Annotated in this window: 14 protein-coding genes; 4 read left to right on the top strand and 10 right to left on the bottom strand. The window is 56.3% G+C overall.

Going from position 1 to position 12,146, the window contains the following annotated elements; all coding sequences use genetic code 11:
* The first annotated feature begins 240 nt into the window (after positions 1 to 240).
* Positions 241 to 1,116, top strand: a complete 876-nt coding sequence (locus BDD14_RS28085) for a DEAD/DEAH box helicase (RefSeq protein WP_130424398.1) — start codon at positions 241 to 243, stop codon at positions 1,114 to 1,116.
* Here the strand turns inward: BDD14_RS28085 and BDD14_RS28080 are convergent.
* A protein-coding gene (locus tag BDD14_RS28080; protein ID WP_130424396.1) for an IS3 family transposase occupies positions 1,108 to 2,312 on the bottom strand; the annotation gives its coding sequence in 2 pieces (ribosomal slippage) (positions 1,108 to 2,045 and positions 2,045 to 2,312; 1,206 coding nt in all). The two genes, BDD14_RS28085 and BDD14_RS28080, sit on opposite strands and share 9 nt — an antisense overlap.
* Before the next feature lie 293 nt (positions 2,313 to 2,605).
* Between BDD14_RS28080 and BDD14_RS28075 the strand changes: the two genes are divergently transcribed.
* Positions 2,606 to 2,959, top strand: coding sequence for a hypothetical protein (locus tag BDD14_RS28075; protein ID WP_130424394.1), 354 nt, complete (start codon positions 2,606 to 2,608; stop codon positions 2,957 to 2,959).
* Positions 2,960 to 3,132: 173 nt separating this feature from the next.
* Here the strand turns inward: BDD14_RS28075 and BDD14_RS28070 are convergent, their stop codons facing one another.
* The 9 genes from BDD14_RS28070 to BDD14_RS28030 all read right to left on the bottom strand — a co-directional run bounded on the left by BDD14_RS28070 (position 3,133) and on the right by BDD14_RS28030 (position 10,637).
* A complete protein-coding gene (locus BDD14_RS28070) occupies positions 3,133 to 3,786 on the bottom strand; it encodes a hypothetical protein (RefSeq protein ID WP_130424392.1) in 654 nt (217 codons plus the stop codon).
* 2 nt (positions 3,787 to 3,788) lie between these two features.
* On the bottom strand, positions 3,789 to 5,081 hold the full coding sequence (locus BDD14_RS28065; RefSeq protein ID WP_130424390.1) for an AAA family ATPase: 1,293 nt from the start codon (positions 5,079 to 5,081) through the stop codon (positions 3,789 to 3,791).
* Positions 5,082 to 5,580: 499 nt separating this feature from the next.
* On the bottom strand, positions 5,581 to 6,186 hold the full coding sequence (locus BDD14_RS28060; RefSeq protein WP_130424388.1) for a siphovirus Gp157 family protein: 606 nt from the start codon (positions 6,184 to 6,186) through the stop codon (positions 5,581 to 5,583).
* Between the two features lie 65 nt (positions 6,187 to 6,251).
* A complete protein-coding gene (locus BDD14_RS28055) occupies positions 6,252 to 6,710 on the bottom strand; it encodes a ribonuclease H family protein (RefSeq protein ID WP_130424386.1) in 459 nt (152 codons plus the stop codon).
* Between the two features lie 83 nt (positions 6,711 to 6,793).
* Positions 6,794 to 8,002, bottom strand: a complete 1,209-nt coding sequence (locus BDD14_RS28050; RefSeq protein WP_130424384.1) for a vWA domain-containing protein — start codon at positions 8,000 to 8,002, stop codon at positions 6,794 to 6,796.
* Positions 7,999 to 8,937: a hypothetical protein gene (locus BDD14_RS28045; RefSeq protein WP_130424382.1), complete on the bottom strand. Its 939-nt coding sequence runs from the start codon at positions 8,935 to 8,937 to the stop codon at positions 7,999 to 8,001. Before BDD14_RS28045 ends, BDD14_RS28050 begins: the two co-directional genes overlap by 4 nt.
* Positions 8,934 to 9,944 carry an AAA family ATPase gene (locus tag BDD14_RS28040; protein ID WP_130424380.1) on the bottom strand — a complete coding sequence of 337 codons (1,011 nt, stop codon included), beginning with the start codon at positions 9,942 to 9,944 and terminating at the stop codon, positions 8,934 to 8,936. Before BDD14_RS28040 ends, BDD14_RS28045 begins: the two co-directional genes overlap by 4 nt.
* 103 nt (positions 9,945 to 10,047) lie before the next feature.
* Positions 10,048 to 10,341: a hypothetical protein gene (locus tag BDD14_RS28035; protein ID WP_130424378.1), complete on the bottom strand. Its 294-nt coding sequence runs from the start codon at positions 10,339 to 10,341 to the stop codon at positions 10,048 to 10,050.
* Complete coding sequence (locus tag BDD14_RS28030; protein ID WP_130424376.1) at positions 10,338 to 10,637, bottom strand: hypothetical protein; 300 nt, start codon at positions 10,635 to 10,637, stop codon at positions 10,338 to 10,340. The genes BDD14_RS28035 and BDD14_RS28030 overlap by 4 nt, the downstream gene beginning before the upstream one ends.
* Positions 10,638 to 10,824: 187 nt before the next feature.
* Between BDD14_RS28030 and BDD14_RS28025 the strand changes: the two genes are divergently transcribed.
* Positions 10,825 to 11,469, top strand: coding sequence for a hypothetical protein (locus BDD14_RS28025; protein ID WP_130424374.1), 645 nt, complete (start codon positions 10,825 to 10,827; stop codon positions 11,467 to 11,469).
* A complete protein-coding gene (locus tag BDD14_RS28020) occupies positions 11,466 to 12,110 on the top strand; it encodes an RES family NAD+ phosphorylase (RefSeq protein ID WP_130424372.1) in 645 nt (214 codons plus the stop codon). Before BDD14_RS28025 ends, BDD14_RS28020 begins: the two co-directional genes overlap by 4 nt.
* The last annotated feature ends 36 nt before the right edge of the window (positions 12,111 to 12,146 follow it).

The raw sequence follows: 12,146 nt of genomic DNA, 5'->3' as shown, positions 1-12,146 counted from the left end.
AATCGAAATTTGCTTTCCGTCGCGGCTGACCACAAGTTTCAGCTTTGGCAATGGCAAACCTCAAGCGGCCTGGTTTAGTGTTATCGAACTTGGCACCCCAACAATTACAATCAGCTCCGCAGCTTGTCCTTGCGATGCCGCGTGAGCGTCCGAAGAGCTCTGTAATTTTGCGCGTAGGCAGTGCTGGCTTATTCCCTTTATTTTCAGTAACCTTGGTCCTCTGGGAGTGAATAGAAGCATATGGATGTATTCAATTTAGACGGCGCTCTCGTAAACGACTACGAGCGCTTTGCGCGATCTTTCACCCAGATCCGCGCCCAGGACATCCGGACCCAGGTGGACGCGCTTTATGCGAGTGGTCGTTTCTGGCCGGAACCGCTCATCAGCATCAATCCGCATTATGAACGAGAAGCGAGTGTGCAGCACCTTGTAACTGAAGGAACCCTGCATCCTGAGACAGCACGCGTTTTCCAGATAGATGGTCAGCCCATCACTCTGTTTCGACATCAGGCACAATCCGTCGCCAAAGCGACAGCAGGCCAAAGTTTCGTCGTCACCACCGGCACTGGCTCCGGGAAATCGCTCTGTTTCTTTATTCCAATCATTGACTCCGCCATCCGAGCGCGTGCTGCGGGGGAGCCGCCGAGAACAAGAGCGATTGTCATCTATCCAATGAATGCACTGGCGAACAGCCAGCTAAAGGAGCTTGAAAAGTTCGTCGAGCAATCGGGGTTGTCCGACAATTTGCGTCCAACGTTTGCCAGGTACACCGGCCAAGAGAACGACGACGAGCGCGAATTGATTCGAAAGTCAAAACCTGACATCTTGCTGACTAACTTCATGATGCTTGAGCTGCTGATGACGCGGCAGAGTGAACGAGATCGCACGGTAATTTCTAATGCTGACGGATTAGATTTCCTTGTTCTGGATGAACTCCACACATATCGGGGTCGACAAGGTGCCGACGTTGCAATGCTTGTGCGGCGGGTACGTGATCGGCTCTGCCGGCTTAAGCCGCCGATCTGCATCGGAACATCTGCCACCATGGCAAGCGAAGGAGAAGAGGTAGCCCGCGTGGCTTGCCCGATGTTTTGTACCAGTGAGGAGTTAGTGTAGCGCGTTTATCTCTGAGTTCAGATATTCGCCGTCTGGGGTGTGGAGAAGTGGGAAGCGCGAAGCGGTTTCCACTTCTCCATGCCCCTTGCTCGTTGCGGTCAGCCAGGCTTCCGGAGCTGGTGGTGTATATCCCAGCGAGGAGTGTGGTCTGACGGTGTTGTAGTGGACGCGCCAGCGTTCGGCCAGCACGCGAAGCTCTTTGATGGAGTAGAAGATCTCTCCGTTGAGGAACTCATCCCGCAGCTTCGAGTTGAAGCTCTCACAGTAGCCGTTTTCCCAGGGAGAGCCGGGTTCGATATACAGTGTCTTTGCTCCTGTATCCGAAAGCCATTTGCGCAGATCCTTCGCGACGAACTCAGGACCGTTGTCTGAACGTACGTGTTCTGGTACTCCTTTCAAGACCATGACATCAGCCAGAGCGCCGATCACCTTAGCGCTGCTCCAGCGCCGTTCGGCCTGGATCATCAGACACTCCCGCGTGGATTCATCGATCAGGTTCAGGATGCGCACACTTCGGCCATCGTGCGTTCGCGCGCTCACGAAGTCGTAGCTCCACACATGGTTGGGATGTGTCGGCCTGAGCCGCACGCACGAGCCATCGTTGAGCCACAACCGTCCTCTTGGCTTCTGCTTCTTTGGCACCTTCAGCCCTTCGCGACGCCAGATGCGTTCGACTCGGTCCTTGCCCACCTGCCAGCCGGCTCGCTGGAGTAGCGCCGTGATCCGGCGATACCCATAGCGGCCATACTGGCTGGCAAGGGCAACGATGGCCTGAGTCAGAGCATCTTCGTCTTCACGCTGTGTCGGCCGGTAGCGTTGCGTGCCTCGAGGCTGCCCCAACAGCAGGCACGCATGCCGCTCACTGACTCCATGCTCACAGGCATGGCTGACCGCACTGCGCCGTCGCTCAGGGCTTAGAAGTTTCCCGCCGCGATGTCCTTCAACACAAGCTTGTCCAGGCTCAGCTCAGCGACCAACCGCTTCAGCTTCGCGTTCTCCTGCTCAAGCTCCTTCAGCCGCTTCGCCTGATCCACCTGCAGACCGCCATACTCCTTGCGCCAACGGAAGTACGTCTGCTCCACAATCTCCGCTTCCTTGCACGCCTGCGCTGTCGTCTTCCCGTTCGCCACTGCTACTTCGATCTGACGGAGCAGGTTCACCACCTGCTCTGGCTGATACCTCTTGCCTCGTGCCATATGCTCTCCTCGTTCCAGTGTGTCTCTTAGTCACTGGTACAAAGCAAGCCGGGCACTCCACTTACAAGGGCATAGTGGAAGCGATGGGAAAGCAGGCGCGCGAAGTCGAAGCGGAGGAGAGTGTCCAATGAACACCACAAACGGCCCATTCGAGACTCTCGAATGGGCCGTTTGTAAGCTTATGCGTCCAGCGACGCACAGGAAATTCATTTATTTCTGACAAACTATTTCACTATTTCTGACAAAGATTTCACTTATTTTGACAACCTACAGAAGGGCTTCACTCTGAAGATATGGATAGGTACCGCAGAGCGCTCTCACTGCTTTGCCATGCGCCGAAGAACCTCGCCTTCTCTCACCCGTTCTTTGCGCTCCACCTACTAACCGTAAGTGAGCTGCGTAGTGCAGAGTGGGGCAACACCGCGATGCAGGTTCTGGTCAGCAATTGCGTTTCTGTGGGAGGGTTCCATGCTGTAAGCCCGAATATGCCTCCGATAGGCGCCGGTATCGTTGAGCGGGCGCGGCCGCTGATGGAGGCTTGTGCACCGGACAGCCCGCTCCACCGGCTCTACTATCAGCTTGCGTCGATTCAGCCGATGCCCATGCCTGATTTTGCTGCGGGGCTTGAATCATCCGAAGATGAGTAGCGGCCGGACAGATCAGAGGTCATGGCCTGGCCGGACAGCACTCCCACAACATGGCCATCAATCCTTAGCTCCATGAGCAGTAGGCACCGCCGGCGTCGAATAACCCTAATTGCCAATTCGCCGTCGGCTTGCGCTCGATGCGTGCTCCTTCGAAGGGCGCTTGCCCAAATGCCCTAATTGACTAAAGTACGCACGGTATCCCGAAAAAAAGTAAAACTGGGCGAATTGTTGGTTTCAATATCCATATGAGGCGTGATCTTTTCTGCCCATTGGGATTTTTCGGCACCTACGCTTTGCCATCCCTTTGCCGATAATCCCTTTTCTCCACCTTGGTATACGGCGTTCGCGAGGGTCTCCCAGGTGCCGCAAATGCTGTCATTCACATATGAATCCAATATCTCGTCATCTGCATTTGGATATGCTGTCTTGACCGCCGGAATATCACCCAAAAGCCACGCCTCGCCTTCCTCGATGGCTATACAAAAGCGCGTAACAGGCGCAGGATGACAGCCGTTTAGAATCCCATTCAATTCGACTAAAAAGCTGCCAAGGGATTTGCTATCCAGGTCGCACACCAATATGACTGCAGAAGGCGTTGTAGCAGGATAACCCTCAAATGTTCTGCCATACCCCTTCAGAAGCTTTGGAAGATTGTCGAGAAGAATTCGCTTGTTCGCGTCATCCGTATCCCTCATGTTCTTCGGAATGCGACCGATGCCTTTATAAGCGTGAACGCGAAATGTGTCTTCTGCATTCATAAGCTTAGGAATTAGGATTTCTAAGGCTTTTTTTCCTGAGACATCTTCAACGAGGATTTCGAGATGCACGGTTACCTCGCATCCAAATAATCGCTGTACCAGAGGCCGCCCAGAGGGAGTCCTTGCTCAACCATGTTGTCAACCGTCAAATCGTCGCTGGCGCGTCGAAGGACAGAAAATCCGTCCTCTCCTTTTTCCAATACCCAGACCTCTTTCGGGGAAAGAGCATCAACAAAATAGGGCTGGTGGGTTGTAACAAATACCTGTGATCCGGCTCGTTGGTTGGACGCATGATCTCGAAACTCCTTCGCAAGAGCTTCTAGAAGTTTGTGGTACAAGCCGTTTTCGGGTTCTTCCACGCACAGAAATGGCGGTGGTAGAGGGTCTTCTAACAGCAGTAGGTATGCAAATACTTTCAATGTTCCGTCTGACATTTGCTGGGCATAGAAGGGATCTTCAAAGCCTTTATCGTTAAAACGCAGGAGAAGTCGTCCATCTGGAGTCTTCTCGGTATCAATTTTCTTAATACCTGGGATCTTTTCCGCAATGCGATCAAGGATCGTACGAAACTTCTTAGGATATTCCCGCTCCATGAATTGAACTACATTTCCGAGATTGTCTCCGTGGATGTTGAGGTGCTTCTGCGGTCCCGCCAGTGGCAGACTGCGCGCAGCATCAGGTCTGAAATAACTCAAGTACCAGCCCTCAATGAAGCGACGAAAAGCAGAGATGCGGGGGTGCTGTTTCAATGAACCGAGCGTTGCGATTCCAAGCTTGCGCTTATCGTCGAGTTCGACAACTTCTGTTTCGCGGCTCTCTTCTTTGTCCTCGTTCTTTTCTATGGTCTCGATCAGGTGAGAGAGATCAAACTGCTCACTGCTCTCGTCAATTTGGCGGCCTTCCTCTTCGCCCTTCCAAGCTATTCCTCTTCCCTCGTTGAGAATGAGAAAGGAGAACGGCCATCCGTGTTTTTGGCCCTTGCGTCTCTGACGAAGGCGCTCCTTTAGGACAAACGGCCGCCCCGACGAATCTCTGTCGATTGAGAGCTCATATGTTATTGGCCGTGCGTTTCCTTCTTCCTTGTAATAGACCTCAAATTCAATTGGACCCTGTGTTCCTTGGGACCTTACTCGCTCAAATCCACCGCGTCCTCGAGCATCAAACGCCTCCTCTACACCCGTCTTGAGGCAATCTGCCAAAAAACCAAAAGCGTCGAAGAGAGTGCTTTTACCTACCCCATTCTTGCCGATCACAGCAGTCATCGGCGTGAGAGGTTCCGGTTTCTGAACACTCAATACTCTCCCGAGCGTCACGTCACGCAGTGATCGGAAGTTACGTATGCGGATACCTTCTATTCTTGCCATTGATTGTTTTCACCGCTGAGGTTCAATATCTGAACACATTCAGGGTAGCATCGTCCCTCCGGCGCTTGTCGTCGGTCTTGCCAAACGCCAAGTGACAGACGGAGAGGATCTTGAGCTTCACTTGACGACTACAGCAGACTGTCGCGTGAACTTGCGCTGACTGCCTGCTGTTCGATTAGCCAGCAATCACCTTGCGCGATCTCTACTTAAGGGCGAACTTCGCGCTCGGCTGACGGGCCTGTTCCGTTCTTTCCTGAGCGAAGTTAGGTGCGAATCTTATCTGGTCCCGCGAACGATGTGATCGGTAAAGTGTGCCGCCCACGTTCTTGTTTGAAGTCTTTCCAAAAGCCCTGAAAGGGTCCAATAAGGGAAAAATCCCGTGTGTAGCGTGGGTGTAGGGTGCGGTCGGTACCATGCAGTTTCAATGAGTTGCGCGATGTTGCCGAATGGCGTGGAAGAGGTCATCGGTTCGAACCAGAATCTCCGTATCTCTTAGGATTCAAGCCACCCGCAGGTGAGAGCCGCGGCGCACTTCAGCTCCGGCGACCTCCTCCTGACGAATCGAAGCTGCCTTGATCGCTTCGGTATCAGGCTTTGTCTCGTGAACGCAAGCTGCCATCGCGCGTTCCAGCTCTTCTGGTAGACAGGAGAGAACCGTTTCCCAGAGAACCCCGTCGACTCGTGCCTCGATCTTGCGGTAAGCCGTCGGCAAGCTCGACTCATCGAGGATGCGAACGGAATCCTGACTGTTCTTCTGAACTCGGAACGTAAATTCCCGGCCCTCGATCTTTCGGAGCTCTCGGCTCATCAGGTAGAACAGGACCATCGATTTGGTTCTGTCTACCTTGTTTGCTGTCGAGCGAGCCCGTTCGCCGAGCCGAACCGCCTCCGCGCGGCAGTATTGTTCGCGTGCTTCCATCATTCGCACGAAGCGGCCGATCCGATCGACCTTCTCTCCGTGAGCGGCGCAAAACTCCCGGAAGCGTAACAGCAGCTCTTCGGAGGGTTCTCCCTCAGTCTCGACCTGCTCCTCGATCTGCTCGAGGATGTCATCCAGTTCGGTATCAATTTCAAATAACGAGTAATTTTCAGTCATCGAAGTCATTGCGAAAGTCTCCAGTTGAAGTAGTGGTATTTCCAAGCGTGCAAACGGGCAAGTGAAAGGACGGATCACGCCGCGAGGCGTTGGGTAATTACAAGGCTCCTGGCTGCGCTATAGGCGAGAGCGTCGGCGCGGCATTGCAGAGGATGTCCGTTGTGGCCTCGGAGCCACTTCCAACGAATGCGAAGCTGCACATCCAAGTCGATGAGCTGGGTCCAGAGGTCTCGATGGTGGAGTGGCGAACCTCGTCGGTTTCTCCATCCCTGGCTGCGCCACCGAAAGACGAAACCTCGCATCCCGTGGATCAGGAGTTCGGAATCGGAGTGCAGTTCAACTCGTGTTCCGGGTGGAATCGAGCGTAGGGCTTCGACCGCCGCGAGAAGTTCCATCTCAGAGATCGTGGCCCAGGGAAGCGCACCGGACATCTCCCTGCGTTTGCTCCCCTCGATCACGACTGCGCCCCATCCGCCAGGACCGCGATTGCCGATCGCTGACCCATCCGTGAAGATGCGAACGATATTTGTCATTTGGGAGCTCCTAAAACGCAGAGAATGGCCGGTTCGAGAAGTGCATGATCGAAACAAGGGGGCGGAGTCGAGAGAGAATGCAGTCAGGCCGTCTGCATAGGAACGACCTGACCGAAGGGCGCCCGTCGGGCGCCGGTGGATGCCCAAAGAACCGGGTATGCCGGTTCCGAGTCCGGGAATGATCCGTAGAGATCGGTCAGGAACACCAGAGTCTGGGGCCGAACACCATGCTCTTCGAGCCACTCGAAGCAGGGCCCAAACTCCGTGCCACCGCCTCCAACCGGGTTGAGCGAAACACTTTGGCCGGCTTCGAATGTCTCGACCTTATGAACAACCGCGTCAAAGTAGAGAACGTAGACGCGTTGCGGACGTTGGCCTTCGAGGATTGAACGAACCTCTGCTTCGAACAGGCGCAACTGACGCGAGTTCACCGAGCCGGAGCAATCGACAGCGATCGCAACCTCGCCTACTCCTTCCCGCACCACTCCGGGCAGGTAAAGCCCGGTCCAGATGTGGCGACGGTTGGGACGCATCCAGCTGTAGTCCGCAGGTGTGGTCTCGGACCACGCTCGGCGCAGCAACTCCCGCCAGTCGACGGCTGCCTCGGCCGCCCCATCGAGGAAGCGCTCCATGCCCGCGGGAACTTTGCCAGCCTGTTTTGCAAGCGTGATTGCCTGGCTGACGGCGATGCTCCACTCCCTGGCATGCTCCTCGGCCGTCGGGGTTTCCTCGTCGGCGACGGGCGCATCCAAGACCTGTCCAATGCCGCCTTCTGTGACCGGGGCTGAAAGTTCACCCGATTCACCCGGAGTTGGGAAAGGAGAAGTGGCCCCATCTCCTCCGGCTTCCTTCGTGTCATCAGCACCACCGGGCTCTTGCTCTGCTTCGGTCTGGAGTTGGTTGTAAATCTGTTCCGCGCTCATCTCGCGGAAACGATCGTCCACCAGAACCCCTTCCGGCAGGTGGAGACCGGCGTCGAGGAGAATCGGGTTGATGGCGTAGTCACAGGCTTCGTTCCAACGCTTCGGGTCTCGACCGGAGCGGCGCACATGATGCTGCAGTCCCGGATGCAGGACCTCATGCGCCAAGACCCCGCAAAGGGTTGCGGCATTGAGCGTATCCACGAAGTCGGGATTATAGAACAGAGAGATGCCGTCGGTGGCCATGGTCTTGATCGACCGGCTCTCCCGTCCCTTCAAACGGAACAGGAGAGAGCCGAAGAAGGGATGGTCGAGCAACAGAGTGGTGCGCGCCTTCTGAAGGCGTCGTTCGATGGTCGTCTGCATCTTCATGCCGCCACTCCCATGTAGGCCGACATATGGTCGAGGATGCTTTCGACGCTTGGTATTGGCTCGACCTGAGGCGCTTCGCTTGCTTCGCGGCCGTGCAAGAGACCGTCCATCTGGGCCACGATGTTCGCCGCGTCTGCCGCCGTGGTGACGCGCAGGAGGTCGTGCTTCTTGAGGTCCTGCGCCGAGTAGGTGCAGAGCCGCTGCTTGATTTGTTCCGCAAATCGGTTCAGGTCCTCATCGCCCTGAACATTGAGGCGCGGAAGAATCTCCACCAGGTCGAAGACATTGGTCACCAGCGACGCATGGAAGCGGGACTCGGGTTCGTTCAGCCGATCCACCATGTGGGAGACGACTTCGCGCAGCCGCTTCCACAGGTCCTCGGTGCCGCGAGCCAGCGACTGGCGTACATTCGCATCGATCTCGCGCGAGACACGAGCCTGCTCCTCAGCCGACATCTGCACCCGGAAGTCCGCGCCGGAGGGTATGGGCAGGATCTCGAGCTTCACACCGAACTTCGTTCGCAGCTTCTCGGCGGACGGATAGTCTTCCTCCCGGAAGAGCCCGTTTAACTCCGGGCGCACCTGATCGATGTACTGCGGGTAAACCGCAAGAAAGCTCTCGATTCCCTGCTCAAAGCTCGCCTCGAACTCCCGCATCCGTTCCATCAGGTCGAAGTAGAAGTTCGACGGCAACAGGCGAAAGCCCTCGTCAGACCAAGGAAGCGTGATTTTGTAGAAGTGCTGCCGGATCTGCCCCGCCAGGGTTCGCAATTCGTCCAACTTGTCTGCCCCGCGCAGGAGTTGCTTGTTGTAGCGGCCGGCGCTCTGATGTGCTCCGTGCTGATCGGCGACATCGCGGCTGACCTTGCGGTCGTGTTTGACGGCCGTCCAGATGCTGATGTGGACGGCCGCGAGCATAGCGCGTTCGGTAATCATTGCAGTACCTCCCGGTATTCCACGCCAAACTGGATGAACTCCGGCGTATGGGTAATGGCGACGTCTCGTGCGGCCGCGTCACGGACAGCCATGACTCGCATCTCGGTCGGCATGCGGTCGAGATAGGTAAGTCCTCTTCCGAGGGAGTTGTCCGTCATGACGCGGCCGAGCGCCGTGGCGACGGCAATCTGCGCGGAGGTCTCCGTGGGGACCCGAGCCGTTGCAGGATTGAGAAGGATCTCGTCGATGGACGGCAACTGACGGAACTGACGGAGGAACCCGATGAGTTCTGAAGCCGCTCCTTCGCCTACCGTCCCGTCGAGGAGCTGCGCCTCGAATTCGCTGGTCCCCGAGAGCAGGACCGCGTTTCGACGTTTGGCGACGCCACACAGGACATTCGAGGCCATCTCCCATGATCGCGGAGTGGGCCATGCGTTGGCGTCGGCCGTCGTGTCGGCCGCATGCAGCAGGTCCGGCTTGAAACGCAGAAAGGCGATGATCTCAGGACGCATGCGGGCCTTGACCGCCCACTTGCACCAGTCGTCCAGGTCAGGCTCAAGCTCAAGGTGAACGAAACGATTACGCAATGGTCGCGGCATCGCAAAGTGGACGCCACGCTCCGAGGCGGGATTGCCGGCGGCGATGACGACCCATCCCTCCGGCAACACGTACTCGCCAAACTTGCGATCGAGCACAAGCTGATAACAGCCTGCCTGCGTCATCTGCGGAGCGGCGGTCAGTTCATCGAGAAACAGGATGCCCTTGCCGCTAGTGGGCAAAAACTTTGGGGGCACCCATTCGGTCTGGTCTGAGGCAATGCGCGGTAAACCGCGCAGATCGACCGGATCGAGTTGCACGGCACGTACATCGAGGAAGTTGTAATCGAGGTCGGCGGCGACCTGGCCGACGATCTGTGATTTGCCGACGCCGCATGGTCCCCAGATATGCAGGGGCACACGCTCGCCAATGAGCGCATGAAGCGCTTCATAGAGCTTGGAGGGTTTCATGGATTGTCCTTGAGGGAGGTGGGTGAAATGAACTAGTGCTGGAGTAGTGAGCTTTGCCTCCTACGGGAGCGTGAGTTGAGATTTACGAAATTCAGGTGCGTTGTTACCCGGTGATTCCATAGTCTCGAATGGTCCCGACATTTCCTCTGTTCGCCTTTAGAAGACGAACCCGAAACTCAACCCGCGGGACAGGTTCGATAAAGAGGAATGTGCCGTCTGTGAACCGGATTTCAAACGCAGGCCAGCCTCTCGACTGTTCTGCATAGCGGATGTAGTCGACGGTCTTGCCCGTGGCTTCCTCGTAGAGGATGCCCTGACCGGCGTTCTGCAATGCAGATGACGATTCGGCGGCATGCTTCGTTGAACTCTGCTTTGACTGCTCTGCTTTCCGCTTCATGTCCCCTCCGCGATCAAAAACCCATCCAGTGCAGTTCGTGCAAGGGCCGCACAGCATATCGCCACGGGATCGGAAGAACTCTGACGGATACGGGCAATCTCCTTCAACCCTTTGAACATCGTCGGTGCCGATACCAGGAGCGGGCGGATCACCTTCCACTCCGTCGATCGCTGTTCATAGTCCTCATCCGGTTTGCCTCCCTGAACGGCGTCCTCCGCCCAGTCGTCGAGAAATTGATCGGCCAGGCCGAGAAGCCTGTCGACGTCAGCGCTGGAGCAAGTATCGATAGTGAGCATCTGATTTCCTTTCAGTAGCATGACCGGTGGGGGCCGAACGGGGTATGCGTATTGGAGAGACGGGAATACCCCATCGGGGAGCTCGATTGCTTTCACAGCCAGCCATCTGTACGGACAGCCAGTCATGCGGGTTGCCGATATTGTCGATTCGGAGTATTATTATGGCAGTATTGGCAGGAGGCGAAAGATGAATTCGTCCATCACTGATTCGAAGTCCAAGGGCGCCGGGAACACGTTTGTCCTAGATCTAGCTCTTCCCCAAGGGACGGATCCCGCGATTCTACCCTCGGTCCGCCACGGGATCGCGCAAGCCGTCTATCTCGTTCTCAGCACTGGGCAGACGGCCATTCTGGATCAGGCGGATCAACTCGCCGGACTTGTGAGCGGATTGATTGAGCCCGACCTTGGTCTGGTCGAGGAACGCCTTGATCGGCTGCAGACCATTCGGACGATGTTTCGCGAAGAAGAATGGCTCACCAATGAAATGTTGAACCAGCTGCAGCCGGAGCCTCCCTCGAATCGATCCCTCCCGGCCAGCGACTGGAAGCGGCGTGGGCGAATCTTCAGCGTCAACTTCGGTGGGAAGGAGTATTTTCCTCGCTACGAGTTCGATGCTGTCTATCAGCCCTTGCCGGTGATCCGAGATATCTTGAAGGCCTTTGGCCCGGTGGCTGATTCCTGGAAGCTCGCTGCGTGGTTTCACTTTCCCAACGGCTGGATCTTTGAACCCGGGCCTGAAGGTCCAACTCCCGTCGCTCCCAAAGATGCTCTGGACCGCCTTGACGATCTGCTCAATGCTCTCAAGAAACGGCAAGGGAGCTATGTAGCGTGATCTGCGGATTGCCCATACCTGGCCCGTCGGAGGCGTTTACTACGGTCTCGGTGAAGCACTCCGACGTGCCGGTCTGGTTCCACGTATACAGCACCAAGAACCATCACACTCATGCGGACTCGTTTTCGAAGGGATGGGGCGACACTCGTTTTGCTCCCATCCGCGCCGATGATGGATCGTGGTTACACACGTATTATGTGGCCAGTACGCCGGAGTGCGCTTATATCGAATCGGTGTTGCATGAGATTCCGCTCAATCCGCCTGGGTCCTTCGATGAGGACGAGCTTCGGTACTACCATCTGGCGCAGGTGATCCTCCCCGAACCACTCGAATGTGTGAGCTTCCACACGCCCTATCTGCCTGCACTTCAGAATCTCACTCGCGCTCAGTTGATCGACAGCCTTCCAGCCTGTTATGCGGAGACCAGAGCATGGTCTCAAGCAGCCTATCTACAGCGCCCCGGGGCGCAGGCCGTTGCCTATGGATCCCGGAGAGATGACGCAGGGCGTTGCCTCATGCTCTTCGGCCAGCGTATGCCTGACCCTCCATTAATAGTCGTATCTGACGAACCGTTGGCCCTGGAGCCCAGACGCTCAGAGATAATCGCTTTGATTCGGCGGCTAAAGATCCACAAGATTTAACTGGATTCTCTTCTGCTGCGGCCAAGAGTCGGTGAC

Origin of the sequence: Edaphobacter modestus, from assembly GCF_004217555.1 — a bacterium.
Taxonomy (GTDB): Bacteria; Acidobacteriota; Terriglobia; order Terriglobales; family Acidobacteriaceae; genus Edaphobacter; species Edaphobacter modestus.
Note: the sequence above shows the minus strand (reverse complement) of the source record. Positions and strands in the feature narration are given on the sequence as shown.

Coding starts and splice junctions, on each gene's coding strand:
- BDD14_RS28085 (WP_130424398.1), top strand. CDS start 241: ATGGATGTATTCAATTTAGACGGCGCTCTCGTAAACGACTACGAGCGC.
- BDD14_RS28075 (WP_130424394.1), top strand. CDS start 2,606: ATGGATAGGTACCGCAGAGCGCTCTCACTGCTTTGCCATGCGCCGAAG.
- BDD14_RS28065 (WP_130424390.1), bottom strand. CDS start 5,081: ATGGCAAGAATAGAAGGTATCCGCATACGTAACTTCCGATCACTGCGT.
- BDD14_RS28060 (WP_130424388.1), bottom strand. CDS start 6,186: ATGACTTCGATGACTGAAAATTACTCGTTATTTGAAATTGATACCGAA.
- BDD14_RS28055 (WP_130424386.1), bottom strand. CDS start 6,710: ATGACAAATATCGTTCGCATCTTCACGGATGGGTCAGCGATCGGCAAT.
- BDD14_RS28050 (WP_130424384.1), bottom strand. CDS start 8,002: ATGAAGATGCAGACGACCATCGAACGACGCCTTCAGAAGGCGCGCACC.
- BDD14_RS28045 (WP_130424382.1), bottom strand. CDS start 8,937: ATGATTACCGAACGCGCTATGCTCGCGGCCGTCCACATCAGCATCTGG.
- BDD14_RS28040 (WP_130424380.1), bottom strand. CDS start 9,944: ATGAAACCCTCCAAGCTCTATGAAGCGCTTCATGCGCTCATTGGCGAG.
- BDD14_RS28035 (WP_130424378.1), bottom strand. CDS start 10,341: ATGAAGCGGAAAGCAGAGCAGTCAAAGCAGAGTTCAACGAAGCATGCC.
- BDD14_RS28030 (WP_130424376.1), bottom strand. CDS start 10,637: ATGCTCACTATCGATACTTGCTCCAGCGCTGACGTCGACAGGCTTCTC.
- BDD14_RS28025 (WP_130424374.1), top strand. CDS start 10,825: ATGAATTCGTCCATCACTGATTCGAAGTCCAAGGGCGCCGGGAACACG.